This window comes from Streptomyces sp. NPDC002676 (assembly GCF_053592455.1).
The window spans coordinates 94,625-110,332 of record NZ_JBSFVT010000020.1 but is presented as its reverse complement, the minus strand read 5'-3'; the positions used below and the strand labels follow the sequence as shown (position 1 = coordinate 110,332).

Here is a 15,708-nt window from a genome sequence, read left to right as displayed (position 1 = left end):
GAGCTCCCTGACCAGCAGATCCGTCGCGATCACCGAGGTTCTCTCGCCGCGCACAAACCGCTCGCCGGCCTCGTACGGGATCCGCTCCCGAAACCGCCGGCGCTGCGCGGTCAGCCCACCGCCCTGTGCGTACCGCATGCCACCGGCCTACCGCAGGGATCAGCACACATCACTCCCGACAACAACCCGAAGAGATCAGTAGGCGTTGGCGCTGGCGTGCCCATGGGTCGATGACGATCCGCAGTGCATGGCGCAATCCTGCGCCTGCCTTGATCGGTGCGTGCCTGCGATCGGCTGACCGCAGGCACGGCCCGCCCCTGCCGACTGTGCCGGGGCTGCCTCGGAGCAGATCAGCGCGCTTCCGAGCCTTTTGGGGCTACTGGAACGTGCCGCCGGTGACCAGGAGGCTCTGTCCGCTGACCCATGCCGTCAGGTCGGATGCGAAGTACTCGGCGGCGTCCGCGACGTCGTCGACGGAGCCCATCCGGCGGCCGATGCGGCCGGACTGGGCGACGAACTTGCGCACCGGGTGGTCGGGGTCGAACGCCGTGAAGACGCCCGCGGCCTCGATGGCTGTTGGAAGGACCGAGTTGACGGTCACGCCCCGGTCTGCCAGCTCTTGTGCCAGGACTCCCACGGCGTAGCACGGGGCGGTCTTGCTCGAGCCGTAGAGGCCTTCGCGGGCCACCGGCACCGCAGTGGTGCTCGACCCGACGTAGATGATCCTGCCGTTGTCCGCGACGGTGCGGGCGGCGGCCTGGAGCGTGAAGAAGGCTCCCTTGGTGTTGATGGTGAACAGCCGGTCGAAGTCCTCTTCGGTGATGTCGACGAAGTCGATGCCGATCTTCTCGACGCCTGCGTTGGCGACGGCGATGTCGATCTGCCCGAACCGTGCGACGGCCTCGTCGAAGAGTTGCCGGATGTCGGCGACGGAGGACACGTCCGCCTGGACGGTGATGGCCTGCCGGCCGAGATTCTCGATCTCGGCGGCGGTGGCCTGTGCCGAGTCCTTGTCGGAGGAGTAGTTGACCACGATGTTCGCGCCGAGGCTGGCGTAGCGCAGGGCGATGGCCCGGCCGATGCCTCGTGCGGAGCCTGTGATCACTGCGGTCTTTCCCGTCAGATCGGTCATGGGAATCGTGCCTTTCCGGGACGCGTGTGGATGATGGTGCGACTGCTTCGTGGCCCTGAGAGGGGCTCGGGGTGGCAAGAAGGAAGGGAGTTGCTGCGTGGCTGGTGTGCCGGGCGCGACGTCTGCGGCGCGGGCTGGTGGGCGCTGACTGGTGGGTGGCCGGTCAGCCCTGTGCGATGCGTGAGATGTGCTGCCAGTCGGCCCAGGTCTTGAGCCGCTGTGCGTACAGCGGCTCGACGATCTCGAGGGGCTCCGTGCCGAAGAACACCCGCAGCGGCGGGTTGTCGGCGTCGACGACCTGCAGCAGGGCGGCTGCCGCGTCGGCAGGGTCGCTGTAGCGGGCGTCGCCGAGTCGGGTTGCGATGGCCGCGCGGATCTGGTCGTAGGCGGAAAGCTGTGCGGCGTGCGTCGCGGAGGAACCGGCCCAGTCGGTGGTGAAGCCGCCGGGCTCGACGATGGTGACGTGGATGCCGAGGCCTGCGACCTCCTGGGCGAGGGACTCGCTGAAGCCTTCGAGCGCCCACTTGGAGGCGTGGTAACCGCCCAGCGAAGGGAACGCGGCGACACCTCCGGCCGAGGACACCTGCACGATGTGGCCGCTGCCCTGTTCGCGCAGGGTCGGCAGCACGGCCTGGGTCACCCAGAACGCGCCGAACAGGTTGGTCTCCAGTTGGTCGCGCAACTGCTGCTCGGTGATCTCCTCGACCATGCCGAACAGGCCATAACCTGCGTTGTTGACGACGATGTCGAGACGGTCGAACGTCTCGACGGCGGCGGTCACGGCGGCGGTGACGGCTGCCTTGTCCGTGACGTCCAGCGCCAGCGGCAGTACCCGATCGGCGCCGTACTTACCGACGAGGTCCGCCAGCGAGTCGATGTTCCTGGCCGTCGCTGCGACCTTGTCGCCGCGTTCCAGCGCGGCCTCGGCGAAGGCACGGCCCAAGCCGCGCGACGTACCGGTGATGAACCAGACCTTGCTCATGATGCCTCTGCATTTCCATGTTTGATGGTCCGGGCGGGCTGTGCCGCCCGGGTCGAATCCCCCCGCGGCTGTTCCTGGGGCCCGCAGGCCCGAGGAACAGCTCTGCCTGTCGCGGGCGCGGCCGGTGCGGACACCGGCGCGCCGGGGAGAGGTGCGGCGGATGTCACCGCTCTTGGATGAAGTGCTCGGACACCGTCCACAGGCGTGCTGCGTTGTCCGGGTCCAGGGCGTACGGCGCGACGCCGGCGACGTTGGTGCCGCGCTCCGTGACGGGCCGCGCCTCCGCACAGTCCTCGTAGTAGCGGCCGGTGACCCCGGCCACGGTCGGTGAGGCGGCCATCAGAACCGAGGTCGCGGCGCCCTGTTCGACCGTCTTGCCGGGCGGGAAGGCGAGCTCGCCGGCGGCGAGCAGGCCCGCCACGGCCTCCATGTCCGTGTTCCGGGCCAGTCCGGTGTCGCCGACGTTGCCCGGCATCACCGCGTTGGCGGTGATGCCGTCGCCGGCCCACCGCTTGGCGGCCTCGACGGCGAAGAGGGTCACGGCGGTCTTGGACTGCCCGTATGAGGTCCACGGGTCGTAGGGGCGGTAGCGGTAGTCGAGGTCGTCGAAGACGACCGGCGAGAACTGGTGGCCGATGGAGCTCACCGCGACGATGCGGGCGTCGCCCGCGGCGGCGAGCGCCGGGTGCAGGCCGGTGGCGAGCGCGAAGTGGCCCAGGTGGTTGACGCCGAACTGCCATTCCCGGCCCTCGGGCGTCCGGGTGATCTGCGGCGGGGACATCACGCCCGCGTTGTTGACCAGGATGTGCAGCGGGCCGTCCCAGTCCGCGACGAACTGCGCGATCGAGCTGCGGTCGGACAGTTCAAGCCGACCGACGGACAGCTTCCCCGCACCGTCGGGCAGGTCCGCCGCGATGCGGGCCGCCACCGCGGCGCCCGCGTCAGCGTCTCGGACGGCCAGGGTGACGTCAGCACCAGCCGTGGCGAGTGCGCGAACGGTCTCCACTCCGATGCCGGAACTCGCGCCGGTCACGACGGCCCGACGGCCGTGCAGATCGACACCGTCGATGACCTCGGCGGCCCTCGTGGTCGCTCCGAACGTCTGCGCTGTGGACATGGGGTTCTCCTGTCGGGAAGGGCCGAGGACCACCGGGGCGGCTCACTTGCCGCGCTGATGCGACACCTCGGCGAGGGTGGGTGTTCGTAGCGGTCGCGCCGCTGCTCGGATGGATCGGTCAGACGGGAGGCAAGCGAGCCGACGGGGACCGCCCGCGCGCCCTACCTGCAGAAACCTCGCGTTCTGCCGTCCATCTCCTCCATAACTAACTGGATAGATACCCCGACCGTAGGGACCGTCGCCCACCTTTGTCAATAACTAGATAGTTACTTGCTAGACTGAAGGCATGCCACGGGACTCCAGCCTCACCCGGGCGCGCCTGCTCGACGCCGCCTTCGCCGAATTCGCCGCTTACGGCATCGCCGGTGCTCGGGTGGATCGGATTGCCGAGAGTGCCGGAGCGAACAAGCGGCTCATCTACGTCTACTTCGGGAACAAGGAACAGCTCTTCGACGAGGTGCTGCAACGAGCCATGGCCGAGGGAGCCGAGTCGGTGCCGTTCGACGTCGACGACCTGCCCGGTTACGCCGGCGCCATCTTCGACCACCTGGTCGAACGGCCGGAACTGATGCGCCTTCGACTATGGAAACAGCTGGAACGCCCCACCGCCGCTTCACTGGAACCTGAGGCATTTCGACAGAAAAGTGCCGAGGTGGGCGCCGCGCAGCAGCGCGGCGACGTAGCCCAGGGCATGGCGCCCGAGGACCTACTCACCATGGTGCTCGCGGTCGCCCAGGCCTGGTTCCTGGCCGCCGAAGGTGACGGCGCGGACACCAGCGGCAACCAGACCTGGTCGGACGAACGACTGGCCACGCACCGTGCTGCAGTGGTCGAGGCCGCGCGCCGCATCAGCAAACCGAAGGGCACTGCGGCGTAACGCCATCTCCACACCGAAACACCCCCGCACCCGACAGTCCGCAAGGAGGGCAACCTCACCGTCGGGACGCCACCGAGCCCGACGACCGCTCCGGCCCCGCAACGCCAGTTCTGTGGAGCCAGGCCTGCGTTCGATCCGACAGATCGAACGTTTCTCGCCGCGCTGCCGACGCCGCCAGGTGCGACGTCACGCGCGGACGCTGCCCGCTCGGTTTCGGGCCGGGCGGCGTCCGCGCTGTGGTGTGTCAGGAGATGGCCTTGATGCCGTCGGCGGCGCAGGAGGCGTCGATGTCGCCCGTGGGGGACCCGGAGACGCCGATCCCGGCGACAACGCCACCGTCGAGGGAGATGGGCAGACCTCCGGGGAGGATGTTGAAGCCCTGGATGGAGACCGCTCCGGGGTTGCAGCCCGAATCGAACGACGTCAATCGCAGCAGCGGTCCTCACCCTGGAGCGGCAACGCTGAAAGACCTCAATGATCGCCGTGATCCGCTGGGGCCGGGAACAGCGGCCGTCGCCCGGCCGCTCGTGCCCCGCCCCGGCCTGGATGACATCGGATTGCTCCTCGGGGACATATCACGGGGAACGCCCATCGAGGTGGCCGACGGCACGGTATCGGCCGTCGAGGACATCACCGCCGGCCACAAGGTCGCGCTGCGCGACATTCCCATGGGCGCTCCTGTCCGCAAGTACAGCGAAATCATCGGCGTGGCGCTGGCCGACATCCCCGCTGGCAGGCACGTCCACGTGCACAACCTGGGAATCGGCCGGTGGGAGGAACCACGAGCGAGTACATCGCCGACGCGTACGCGACCTATCGGTGCGGCTCCCACCCGAGACCATTTCCTCGGATACCGCCGTGTGGACGGCCGCGCGGCGACCCGGAACTACATCGTCGTCGTCCCGACCGTAAACTGCTCCGCCACAGTGGCCGGGATGATCGCGCGGCGGGCCGACGACCTGCACAAGGGGACACCAGGCCTCGACGGCATCATCGCGCTCCCGCACGACCTCGGCTGCGGCATGGGAAAGGGCACTATGGGGGACGACATCCTGCGGCGGACTCTGCGCGGTCACCTCGGACATGCCAACGTCGCCGCGGCCCTCGTGATCAGTCGCGGCTGCGAGGTGAATCAGCCGGAGAATCTCCTCGCGGGCGACGACGCGGGGGTCGAGACGCTCACTCGTCGCATGAAACCCGGTGTTCACTCCCGGGGATCAACCTCACTTCCTGAACTCCTCCGGATACGGAGACTGGCGTCCCACCTGGACATCCCTCCCTGGACCATCAAGATCCATTGTCAGGGTGTCCACTCCAAAGGATCAGCCTCATAACGACTTGGTCCGGTACCATGTCCCCGGCCCCGGCTGTGACGTCTCGGGCAACGGCAGCGACGAACGCCTCCGCGCTCCTGGCCGCGAACGGCCCGCTTCAACACTGTTCAGGAACGTCCTCGGCAGCGCCGCAGTGCGGGGCGCCATCTCCCGCCCGGCGTATTAGTTCGGCGATGCAGGCGAAGGGCACCAGGACCAGCCGCGTGTCACGCGACAGCGCCGCGAGCCTTGGTCGCAGCTCGACCGCTGCAGGGTCGAAGGCGCCACGGCGCCCCCTCAGATCCGTCGTGTCGCCTGCTGGGAAACCATGCCCCGCCACACATGGGCGGCAACCCCGGCGCCCTTCATCGGGCTCGAGCAGTTCCCTGCGGGCGCACAGATACCGGTCCAGTGCGTTGGGCGTCTGCGGCGGCCTCCGCGACCGCCGGGTGTCCGGCCCCTGACCCCGACGTCAGCCTGGGACGGCGCCGGGCTCGCTCCAGTTGCCGACCCGGACCGCAATCGCGGGGGCGCCGACCTGTGTGGCCGCGTCGTTGCGCGGCGTGGACGCCGTCGAAAGCGATGGCGAGGACGCGGTCGCGCTGGGCGTCATCGAGGAAGTTGGTGGCGGTGATCCCGGCGACCATCCGCAGCAGGTCGTCGAAGCCCATGTCCGTACGCGCCTGCCCGGCCTTCTGCGCCCGCTCGAGCAGCGGGCCGCCCGCCTGGTACATCGAGTCCCGGCAGGCCAGGAAGACCTCCGACTCGTTGCTGAGCGCGTCGCGGATGGCCCGCTGGGTCACTCTGTAGTCCACGAACCGGCGCAGCCACGAGGTCAACGCCTCCCACGGTTCCAGCGCGGCGACGTCCTGCGCCATCCGGCACAGGGCGTTCACCTCGTCCGCGTAGACGCTCTCGAAGAGATGGCGGCGGGTGGGGAAATTCCGGTAGAGCGTGCCGATGCCGACGCCCGCACAACGGGCGATGTCTTCCAGAGAGGCCTCCGCGCCGTTCTTGGCGAACGCCTCGCGCGCGGCGGCCAGCAGGGCGTCGTAGTTGCGTGCGGCGTCCCTGCGGTGCGGGCGCTGCGACGCCACGATCTCGCTGAGGGGGAACGGCTGGTCCGTCACTGCTGCCTCCCTGGCCGGAACATGGCCGCGACCGTCCCGCTCGTCACGTGGGTGACCTCCGGACGCAGGTTCTCGATGTGACCCGATACCTCGCGCAACTCCCCAGCGTGGCGCCGCTTGTGACGTCCAGCGGGACGGCGTGGCTGTCGTCGTAGGTGGCGCCCCGGCCCCCGCCCGAACTGGGCATGCCGGCACAGGGTGGGTGGGGAGGCACCAAACGGCGGGGCGGGCTGCCGCATGGATGAGTGTGGTGCGGTAGTGGACGGCCGCCGGCAGCACCTGCTCGGCCGGCGGCCGCTGCCGCGGACGACCTCACCCACAGTTTCACCGCCCCGGTCCCGGACCGTCTTCGACAACCGACCGAACCGATCAAAGCGCAACCCTCGAACCATGACCGGATGTCGAACATGCAATCGGCATCCGGGCCCGCCCGGCCACCGGCCGTCATGTCACGGAATGAGCAGCAGCTTGCCCACGGTCCCCTGGGATTCGAGGTCACTGTGCGTTTGGGCGGCGTCCTCCAAGGGGTACGTCCGGTCGATCAGGACGTCGAGTGTGCCGTCGCTGACCCACTGCATCACCTGGGATGCGCGCTGCCGCCACTGGTCGGTGGACTCGTGGGGGGCATCGCCGCGGACGTGGACCAGACGAACTCAACCAGCGCAGCCCGTACCGGGTCGCCGAGACCTTCGTCCAGTTGAACGCCATGTTCCCGGGGCGGATCGACCTCGGTCTCGGCCGAGCCACGGCCGGTCCGCTGCTCGACCTCGCGCTGCAGAGTTCCCGCCAGGCGGTCGCCACGCCCGAGCCCTACGACGACAAGGTCGTCGAACTACTGCACTGGTTCGACGGCTTCGAAGACGGCCACCCGTTCGCGCAGGTGCCGTTCTTCGACGGCGTCGCCGGTCGGCCGCAGACATGGATCCTCGGCTCCAGCCCCGCCAGTGCGGTCGTCGCCGCTCGCCTGGGCCTGCCATACACGTTCGCGGCATTCCTCAACCCCGCCGCGGCGCACATCGCCATCGCGACCTATCGCACATGCCCGAGCGGCGCACCCACGACTACGTGCGCAACGGCCTGACCACGCTGTTCGCCGCGTTCGATGTCGCCACGGGTGAAGTCATCACGGCCCTGCACCGCCGGCACCGGGCCGTGGAGTTCAAGAAGTTCCTGATCCGGATCGACAAAGAGGTGCCCGCTCACCTGCAGATCCACCTGATCGTCGATAACTACGGCACCCACAAGACACCGGCGATCAAGGCCTGGCTGGCCAAACACCCGCGGTTCGAGCTGCACTTCACCCTGACCGGCTCCTCGTGGATCAACCAGGTCGAGCGTTGGTTCGGCTACCTCGCCCACCAGATGATCCGCCGCGGCGCACACAAGACCATCCACGCCCTGGAAGCCGACGTCCGGGCATGGGTCAAAGCCTGGAACGAAGACCCCAAGCCGTTCATCTGGACCAAGACCGCCGAAGAAATCCTCGACTCACTCGCCCGCTTCTGCCGACGGATCTCCGGCGCAGGACACTAGATGCCGTGCGCGGTGCGATCACCATGCTGGTGATTCACAGGGCCTTGAGGAGCGTGGCGTTGGCCAGCCCACCGGCCCAAGACGTTGCCCTGGCCCTCTTTGTCGGTTGGGCCAGCGGGACGCAGGCGGCTCTGACCACTGCGGCCCTTGGGCTCGTTCTGCTCGGCGCCGTGCTGCAAGTCCAGGGCAGAGCGACCGCGCGAGCCCGTCGCCATGACAGCGAGGCCTGGCGGAGACAGCGCCATTGTGTGCCCCTCGCGTGCCCGATAGGGCGGGAAATCACGGGGACTGGCGGCGAATCACGGGCGCCACGCCACAGAGCGGCAGGTCGGCCATGTCCCAGGTCAGGCCGCATCCGCATACGCGGTCTTCCAAACTGGGGCTCTGGGTGAGTGGGGCCGGAGGGTCCTTCCGCGGCTGGCTTGGGGGGCCGTATAGAGGGTGTGGGGACGCGGGCGCCGTCATGTGCGTTGGATGACCAGCACGGCCACGTCGTCGAGGTGGTCTACCGCGACCGCGGCGTCGAGGATGCGATCGGCGGTCTCCTCGGCCTTCAGTCCGTCATAAAGGGCCGCGCCGGCCACTGTTCCGGCTCGCTCCAGTCCGGCTTCCAACGTCAGGCCCGGTCCTTCGACCACGCCGTCGGTGACCATGACCAGGGCACTGCCCTCGTCCAGGGTGAAGGTCTCCTCGCGATACTCGGTGTCGGGCACGACTCCCAGGACCGGCCCGCCCGGCAGCTCGCGGACGCTGTGGCTGCCGTCCTCGCGCGCGCACAGCAACGGCACATGGCCGGCGCTGGCGCCGGTGACCCGTCCGTCGCGCGGGTCGAGATGCAGCATGGTGCAGCTGGCGAATCGTGCCGCATCCATCGTGACGAGCAGCTCATTGGTGCGCGTCAGCACGGTTGCCGGATCCGGTTCGTGGGCGGCGATCGCGCGCATGGACAAGCGCACCTGTCCCATGAAGGCGGCGGCGTCCACGTCGTGCCCTTGGGCATCGCCGATCTCTATTCCGATGGCGCCGTCGGGCATCATGAAGGCGTCGTACCAGTCTCCGCCGATATCCAGCCCGTCCCGGCTGGGCCGGTAGCGGGCGGCGACCTCCAGACCCGGGAGGTGGGCGGGCAGCGTGGGGAGCATGGTCTTCTGCAGCGCGGTGGCCAGCTCGACTCGGGCCTGTTGCAACCTGATGCGCCTCAGTGCCTGGCCTGCCAGGTCGGCCAGCGTGCCCATGAGGGTCTGCTCCTCCAGGGACGGCCGGTGTCCGCTTCGATAGGTCATCTGCCACGCCCCGAGGGGTTGGTTGCCGGTCTCGCTGAGGGGGGTGATGGAGATGGTGTAGTCGAAGCCGAGCCGGGCGAACCACGGCAAGAGGACCCCATGCGGCCAGCGGCGGATGTACTCCTCCTGGTCGGGGATGAACTGCGGCTTGCCGCTGCGGATGGCCTCGGGTAGCGCGCTCGGTTGGTCCAGCGGCATCCCGTGCAGGGCCTCGGCCTCCCACATGCCTATCCCGGCATCGGTGGAGACGCGCAGGCGGCCTTCGTCGACGAGTGCGAGCAGGGCACCGCTTGCGCCGAAGGTCGCGGCGAGCCGGGTCAGGACGACCTGTCGCAGCTCCTGCTCCGTGGCCGCAGTGATCAAGGCGGAGGAGAAGTCGGCGATGTCCTTGGCGCGCTGCCGCTCGGCAGTCAGCGCGGCCCGCGCCTTCTTCTTGCGCTTCTCCTGCTTGGTGTCGTCGCGGACCACCCCGAAGATCCGCTCGGGGCCGCCATACCCCAACTGGATCCGACGGGTCTGGGCGGCCAGTTGGTGCCAGCCCTCGTGCTGGGTGAGGTACCGCACACTCACCCAGGGGGACTGGTCGGGGGGCGGGCGCAGGAGCTGCCGGAAGGCCTCCCGGTCGTCGGGATGCACTGCCGAGATCACACTGGAAAGCAACGTAGTGGGAACCGGCAAGAGTGCGGCCAGGGCGGGTGCGCCACCGAGCCATTCCATACTGTGGTCATAGGACGAATACATCCACAGTCCGAGGTCGGCGGCCTCGGTGGCCAGCCGGAACGGGATCAGCAGGCTGGCCAGGTCGTTTCGCGCATCCAGTGCGTGCACCCAGACCAGCTGCTCGTCACCGGCGGGATCCTTCACCTGCCGCGCCTCGATCAAGCAGGCAACGGACGCTCCGCCCGGCCCGGGGAACTCCAGCACCCGCATCGCGACCGTCCTTGTCCTGGCGGCGGCCACCACGAGACTCTCGGCCGACATCCGCTGACTTGCGGGCCACAGATCACCGAAGCCACGTCCCAGGCACTGCTCCGCCGGCCTACCCAGCGCCGTGGCCATCGCAGCGTTGAGACCGTTGATGACACCGTCCAGCGTCACAAGAGCCGCCGGGTCAGCACTTCGAAGGAGTTCGTCCGAGGCGTCCATCTGTGGCCCCCTGGCACATGGCAAAACAGCTCTCTTCGGTAATTTTCGCGCATTTTGCTGCGTGATCTTTGATAAAGGGTGTGTTTGGTCGCATACGTCGAGTGACGACGGCAGGGAACCGGCGGGAAAGGTCGACGGCCGCCCGCGAAGAAGGGGCGACGGATGACGCCGGACCAAGCGGCTGGCGGACGGGGGCCAGCCGCCCCGTTCCTCGCGCACATCGCCGACACCGATCCGGCCGCCGCCCGGGCATGGCTGGCCACCCCGGCCGACAAGGGCCTCTCTCGACGCTGCGCCTAGCGGTCCAGTGGGCGCGGGCCGTCCCGCGCGCCGAGCGGACGCGTGAGTGGATCCTCGCGGTGGAGGGCCTGCTGTCCAGCGTGATCGAGGACGAGCACACAGGCCATCGGGCACTGCACGCCGTCGCCGAACGCGCGGCCGCCGTCGAGGCACAGGCCGCCGAGCCGGCCGAGGCCGGGGACGTCGACGCGACCGAAGTGGCGATCGGGGCGACGGTGGTGCTGGCACGCTACGCAGCAAGGGGGTGATACGCGCGCGACCACTTCAGCTCCGGCCCCGCCGCCGGGCACGCTCGACTTCGGCTGAAATTTTGGCGGCAGCAGGGCTGGCCAGGAACACCCTGGCCGGCACCGCTGCTTGCCCGTAGGGCGGCTACGCCCAGCGGATCGGCCGCATCGCCTCGCGTCGCAGGCATTGCACCGGCAGGGAGGCTTGGCGAGTCTGCGATTGCTCTGAGCACGGTCCAAGACCTCGTGATCCCCGGCTGGGCTGAGGACCTGGAGCGCTACGTGACCCTCATGGAAAACCTGCTTGTCACGCCCGTAGTTCCCAGCCTGATCCGGCGACTGCCCAGTCATCACAGAACCATCACCCGAGCGCCACATCCGGCGAATCTCTGCCCTAGGATTCCTCCCTGCGCCACATCACCTGCGCTTTTCATGGGTCGCGCATAGCCCGGCTCCCTCGCCCCATGGAAGGCGCTCATGACTCGCTGGCTCGCTCTCAGAGGGCGTTTGAAGTGAGCAGATTGCCTTTTACGTCCTAGTACGTTCCTCGCCAGGTGGGTGTCGTCTCGTCCGTTATGCGCCTGGCGAGGTTGTCGATCGAGGCGATGTGGATCATGGCCTCGGAGCTGGCGGTGAGGGTCTCGTAGTCGCGGGCGAAGCGGCGGTGCATCATGATCCAACCGATACTCCGCTCCACCACCCAGCGCCCTTTCACGACCTGAAAGCCGCGGCTCTTCGGATTCCGGTTGACGACTTCGACGTCGATTCCGAGGGTGGCGCCGTGCTCGACGACGGCATTCTTGAAGCCGGTGTCGACCCAGCTCTTCGAGATGGTCGGGTACGTCTCCTTCGCCTGGTCGAGGAGGCGGGTTCCCAGGGCGTTCTCCGAGAGGCCGGCGGCGGTGACGGTCACGGCGAGGATGAGTCCGATCGTGTCGGTGAGGATGCCTCGCTTACGGCCCACGATTTTCTTCGCGGCGTCCGTTCCCTGGCTGGTCACGGGCACGTTGGTGGAAGTCTTCACGCTCTGCGTGTCGATCACGGATGCGGTCGGCTCGGGCTTGCGCCCCTCTTTCACTCGCGCCAGTCCGGTCAGGTCGTAGTTGAGCTGGGCGAAGATTCCTTCGTCGCGCCAGGCGGCGTAGTAGGCGTAAACGGTGCCGTGGGTCGGGAAGTCGTGCGGGAGGTATTTCCAGGGGATTCCGGTGCGGTTCACGTAGAGGATGGCGTTGAAGACGTCCCGTAAATCGACCTTGGCCGGCTGTCCGGTTGGTCTGCGGTCGAGTCGGGCCTTTCTCCAGGCCGTCAACGTCGGCTCGATCAGGGCCCATCGGGCGTCGGACAGGTCGCTGGGGTACGGCTTGCGCTCGCTCGCGGCGTAGCGTGACCACGTGCGAGGCGGAGGGCTCGGTTCCGTCGTTCATTGGGCGATTCCACGGCAAGTTCAAACCAGACGGACTTCCAGGTATGGAAGCGAACGAGATGGATGGCCGAGCCTCCGCCCTGGAGACCGCCATTCGCCGCCCATGGGGTGAAGGCCCTCAGAGTAGGGCAGGAGCGAGAGCTGCATTTAGGGCTTGACCTGCATAAACGCCCTCTCAGACCTCGACGTCTGGCAGGTGCACTGACCGCTGTTGAAATCTGCGTCGCGGCACTCCTGGTGGTCGGGTGTGGGGAATCGGCGCCTCAGCCTGCAGTTACGGTCACGGCAACCGTTACTGCGACTACCACCGCAACGATCACTGCTACCCCGCCAGCCCCGGCCTCAGGGTCGCCCACGCAGGAGACAACGCCCCCGGCCACCAAGGCCCACGTTCCACAGGGAGAGCTGGCGCTGGTCGAGTGGCATGATCAGGCAGCGACGAACAAGTGCGTGCAGGTGATCTCCTAATGCGGCTTTGGTCGAGCGTCTGCGCGCTGGCTCTCCAGTTGCCGTTGGGGTGCGCTCAGCGCTTTCTGGAAGAGCGGGTGGAACGGCCCGTTCTTCCAGGAGGAGCGCACCATGGCGCAACCGGTTAGTCGGCCAACGATCAGCGCTGAGCAGTTCAGCCGAGTGTGTGACGAGATCAGGAGCACGGCAGCGCCCGAGAAGAGCGCTCAGTCCATCCGGGACTGCGCTCTGCGCATCGTGCAGACCCTGGGCCTGGCGCTGTCCACGGACGACCTGAGCAGGCTCCTCGCCGAACTCATGGCCCCTGGGGCGGCCCCACCCCCAGGGAGCCCTCACTACACCCGAGAGGCCATCCTGGACATGCCTGACGAACAGCAAGGAGAAGACGAAGGTCCAGTCAGGTAGAGCGCCGTCACGACTGATTGCATCCTCAGCTCGCCGGAGGACGCTTGGTCCCCACCGCCCCATCATCGATGGCAAGCAGTCAACAGCAGCTGGTACAGGACAGCGGAGGACAGGCCCGGGCACACCTTGGGCGGTACGGCTCGCCCCAACACCGAAGCCGGGACCGCGGTGGCGACTTACCTTTGAGCGCTCATCTGGGCAGGAGCATGTACCCGGCCGGTCGCCACCGTCTCAGTTTCCGTCTCATTCACCGCCGTTCGCGGACGTTCAGGCGAGACCAGAGGCCCACTCCCGCACTCCGACCATGCGCCCATGAACCCAAGTGAACGCTCCCGCACACACCCCAACACCCCACCACCACAGTTGGAAAGCGTGCCCTTCGGGCGGCGCGCTCGACGTCCTGACCCGCGTGTGCCCGGATGGAATCCGCATCTCGGGACGGAGAACTGCGCACGGAGAACGCACTGGCGAAGTTCGGAGACCCGGACGCTGAGCACGACAAGGCAGAGGCCGCAGCTCGGCCAGCTCGTGCTCGGCGGTCGTCCCGGTAGGAGTGGTGGTTCCGGCCGTCATGGCCGTATGGCAGCGCGCGGCGGGCCGCCGGGACAGGGCCGGAACCGAGCCGTGCGGTGGGCGGTCGCTGTTCGTCGGCGAACGGTGCGGCGAGCGGTCGACCACCTACGGTACGACCGTCACCGGCCAGCGCCCCGCCTTCACCAGCCGGATCGCGACTGACCCGATGATGCGGTGGCCGGCCTGCTCGGAGGCGCCCACCACGACCGCGTCCGCCTTCAGCTCGTCGGCCGCCTCGACCAGACCGTTGTAGGGGTCGCCGCGGAACGTGTGAAACTCCCAGCGCACATCGAAGATCCCCCTGACACGCTCAGCGGCCTCGCGGATGTACTTGACCAGGTCCTCCGCGATCTCGTTGGTCGTCTCAGCCACCGGTACCCCGAGCGCCGCCCCCGCCGCCATCACGGGCTGCACGTACACGATCGCAAGCAGCGCGCGCTGTCGTCGGGCGAGACCGCCGGCATAGTGCGCCGCCCGGAGCGAGGAGTCGGAGCCGTCGACCCCGACGACGATGACCTTGGGCCCGTCCGTTCCCCGCTCGAACTGATGTGAGTGTTCTTCCTTCACGGCTTGAGGCTATCGGAAACCGCAGGTCCAAGGCCCGTGCGGGCGCCGGGGAATTCCACACGGGGCCGACGGGGCGGGTGGGCGTCACGCCGAACGTCCCGGCCCGACCATCGACGGACGCCGGGCTCCGCCACTTCCTAGGTGCTCTGACCGCTATGGTTCGCCGGGTTGAGAGGGAGGACCGGGGTGTTCGTCGAGATCGTCTTCGTGGGGCTGCCGATCGACCGTGATGAGGTCGAGGAGGCTTTGGAAGCGGCGTTCGAGCTCGACGGCGAGGTCACCGGCGCGGGCAGTGGCATGGATCGTTGCCATCTTGACCTTGAAATCGTGGAGGGCTCGGACACGACTGCGGCCCTGGAGCGGCTGCGGGCGGTGCTGTCCGATCTGGGGGTCGCGGACTGTGCGACCTCGAACGTCAGCGAGTGATCAGGCTGCCATTCGCGCGCGTCCGCCCCAGCGGATGCCCATCTCGCTGCGGATCCGGGCGCGTTCACGGCGCTCGGCCGCCAGGACTTCTCGGTGGCGAGCGTTGGCGTTGCGCCAGCGCAGGTAGGCGTGCAGTGCCCGGGTCTGGACCGTGTGGTTGCGGTGGTTGGAGTTGGCGATGGTGAATTGCCGCAGAGGCCCGAAGTGGGCCTCGATCGGGTCGGCCCAGGACGCGCAGGTCGGGGTGAAGCACAGCTCGACCCGGTGCTTCCTGGTCCAGCGACGGATCTCCTGGCCTTGTGGGCGGACAGGTTGTCCAAGATGACGTAGACAGGAGCGCCGTCCGGCCGGGCCGCGCGGATCGTCCTGAGGGCCGCCAGCGTCTTGCCGGCGCCCTTCCTGCGCCGGTTGACGCCCCACAACTTGTCGTCGCCGACCGAGTAGCAACCGTGGAAGTAGCGGACCCCGTGGGTGCGGTGGTAGGTGGCCGAGTACCGCTCGGGGTGGCCGGAGGGGGACCAGCCCGTGCCTGCGGGCCTGATGCCGAGGGGACCGAACTCGTGCACACTACCGGGTCGCGCCCCAAACTCGTCGTCTCGTCCGACGGTCGCGGGGTGGTCGGCACGGCCGCTGTGCGGAGGGCCGCGCGAGTCTCGGCCTTCTTGCGTTCCCGGAGCCCCGGGGCTGCTGCCTGCATGGAGACCCGGTCCTTTCCGCAAGGCGCGAGTGCCGGCGTATCCGCTGGCTTTATACTGCACTGATGAAAGTTTGCATTACTGCAAACTGTCTCGTAGCGTGGTGACGTG

13 protein-coding genes and 5 pseudogenes are annotated in these 15,708 nt (G+C 68.3%); 7 read left to right on the top strand and 11 right to left on the bottom strand.

What is annotated here, in order from left to right:
* Positions 1-9: 9 nt before the first annotated feature.
* The 4 genes and pseudogenes from ACWD3E_RS35505 to ACWD3E_RS35490 all read right to left on the bottom strand — a co-directional run.
* Positions 10-138 (bottom strand): annotated as a pseudogene (locus ACWD3E_RS35505) (IS630 family transposase); the annotation flags it as partial.
* 238 nt (positions 139-376) lie between these two features.
* Complete coding sequence (locus ACWD3E_RS35500) at positions 377-1,132, bottom strand: SDR family oxidoreductase (RefSeq protein ID WP_351222014.1); 756 nt, start codon at positions 1,130-1,132, stop codon at positions 377-379.
* Positions 1,133-1,295: 163 nt separating this feature from the next.
* Positions 1,296-2,114 carry an SDR family NAD(P)-dependent oxidoreductase gene (locus ACWD3E_RS35495; protein WP_351222015.1) on the bottom strand — a complete coding sequence of 273 codons (819 nt, stop codon included), beginning with the start codon at positions 2,112-2,114 and terminating at the stop codon, positions 1,296-1,298.
* A 163-nt stretch (positions 2,115-2,277) separates the two neighbouring features.
* Entirely contained in the window at positions 2,278-3,231 is a 954-nt protein-coding gene (locus ACWD3E_RS35490) for an SDR family NAD(P)-dependent oxidoreductase (RefSeq protein WP_351222016.1), read from the bottom strand.
* Positions 3,232-3,517: 286 nt separating this feature from the next.
* Here ACWD3E_RS35490 and ACWD3E_RS35485 point away from each other — a divergent pair, with 286 nt between their 5' ends.
* On the top strand, positions 3,518-4,108 hold the full coding sequence (locus ACWD3E_RS35485) for a TetR family transcriptional regulator (RefSeq protein ID WP_351222017.1): 591 nt from the start codon (positions 3,518-3,520) through the stop codon (positions 4,106-4,108).
* A gap of 244 nt (positions 4,109-4,352) precedes the next feature.
* Here the strand turns inward: ACWD3E_RS35485 and ACWD3E_RS35480 are convergent, their stop codons facing one another.
* A complete protein-coding gene (locus tag ACWD3E_RS35480) occupies positions 4,353-4,478 on the bottom strand; it encodes a heme-binding protein (protein ID WP_451391649.1) in 126 nt (41 codons plus the stop codon).
* A 14-nt stretch (positions 4,479-4,492) separates the two neighbouring features.
* Between ACWD3E_RS35480 and ACWD3E_RS35475 the strand changes: the two are divergent.
* Positions 4,493-4,573: pseudogene (locus ACWD3E_RS35475) on the top strand (IS5/IS1182 family transposase); the annotation flags it as partial.
* A 131-nt stretch (positions 4,574-4,704) separates the two neighbouring features.
* On the top strand, positions 4,705-5,442 hold the full coding sequence (locus ACWD3E_RS35470) for a UxaA family hydrolase (protein ID WP_451391630.1): 738 nt from the start codon (positions 4,705-4,707) through the stop codon (positions 5,440-5,442).
* 533 nt (positions 5,443-5,975) lie between these two features.
* Here ACWD3E_RS35470 and ACWD3E_RS35465 read toward each other — a convergent pair.
* Both ACWD3E_RS35465 and ACWD3E_RS35460 read right to left on the bottom strand, forming a co-directional pair.
* A pseudogene (locus tag ACWD3E_RS35465) lies at positions 5,976-6,551 on the bottom strand (TetR/AcrR family transcriptional regulator); the annotation flags it as partial.
* A 449-nt stretch (positions 6,552-7,000) separates the two neighbouring features.
* Positions 7,001-7,198, bottom strand: coding sequence for a zinc-binding dehydrogenase (locus tag ACWD3E_RS35460; protein ID WP_451009772.1), 198 nt, complete (start codon positions 7,196-7,198; stop codon positions 7,001-7,003).
* Between ACWD3E_RS35460 and ACWD3E_RS35455 the strand changes: the two genes are divergently transcribed.
* Positions 7,138-7,632 (top strand): LLM class flavin-dependent oxidoreductase, encoded by a 495-nt coding sequence (locus ACWD3E_RS35455; RefSeq protein WP_451009765.1) that lies wholly within the window; start codon positions 7,138-7,140, stop codon positions 7,630-7,632. The two genes, ACWD3E_RS35460 and ACWD3E_RS35455, sit on opposite strands and share 61 nt — an antisense overlap.
* Positions 7,590-8,084 (top strand): annotated as a pseudogene (locus ACWD3E_RS35450) (IS630 family transposase); the annotation flags it as partial. The gene ACWD3E_RS35455 and the pseudogene ACWD3E_RS35450, both read left to right, overlap by 43 nt.
* 461 nt (positions 8,085-8,545) lie before the next feature.
* Here the strand turns inward: ACWD3E_RS35450 and ACWD3E_RS35445 are convergent.
* Positions 8,546-10,732 carry a SpoIIE family protein phosphatase gene (locus ACWD3E_RS35445; RefSeq protein ID WP_451009766.1) on the bottom strand — a complete coding sequence of 729 codons (2,187 nt, stop codon included), beginning with the start codon at positions 10,730-10,732 and terminating at the stop codon, positions 8,546-8,548.
* A 32-nt stretch (positions 10,733-10,764) separates the two neighbouring features.
* Between ACWD3E_RS35445 and ACWD3E_RS35440 the strand changes: the two genes are divergently transcribed.
* Complete coding sequence (locus ACWD3E_RS35440) at positions 10,765-11,061, top strand: hypothetical protein (protein WP_351222023.1); 297 nt, start codon at positions 10,765-10,767, stop codon at positions 11,059-11,061.
* Positions 11,062-11,575: 514 nt separating this feature from the next.
* Here the strand turns inward: ACWD3E_RS35440 and ACWD3E_RS35435 are convergent.
* Positions 11,576-12,385: an IS5 family transposase gene (locus tag ACWD3E_RS35435; RefSeq protein WP_451391648.1), complete on the bottom strand. Its 810-nt coding sequence runs from the start codon at positions 12,383-12,385 to the stop codon at positions 11,576-11,578.
* A 1,629-nt stretch (positions 12,386-14,014) separates the two neighbouring features.
* On the bottom strand, positions 14,015-14,476 hold the full coding sequence (locus ACWD3E_RS35430) for a universal stress protein (protein ID WP_351222024.1): 462 nt from the start codon (positions 14,474-14,476) through the stop codon (positions 14,015-14,017).
* A 186-nt stretch (positions 14,477-14,662) separates the two neighbouring features.
* Between ACWD3E_RS35430 and ACWD3E_RS35425 the strand changes: the two genes are divergently transcribed.
* A complete protein-coding gene (locus ACWD3E_RS35425; RefSeq protein ID WP_351222025.1) occupies positions 14,663-14,902 on the top strand; it encodes a hypothetical protein in 240 nt (79 codons plus the stop codon).
* Here ACWD3E_RS35425 and ACWD3E_RS35420 read toward each other — a convergent pair.
* A pseudogene (locus ACWD3E_RS35420) lies at positions 14,903-15,465 on the bottom strand (transposase); the annotation flags it as partial.
* Positions 15,466-15,708: the final 243 nt, after the last annotated feature.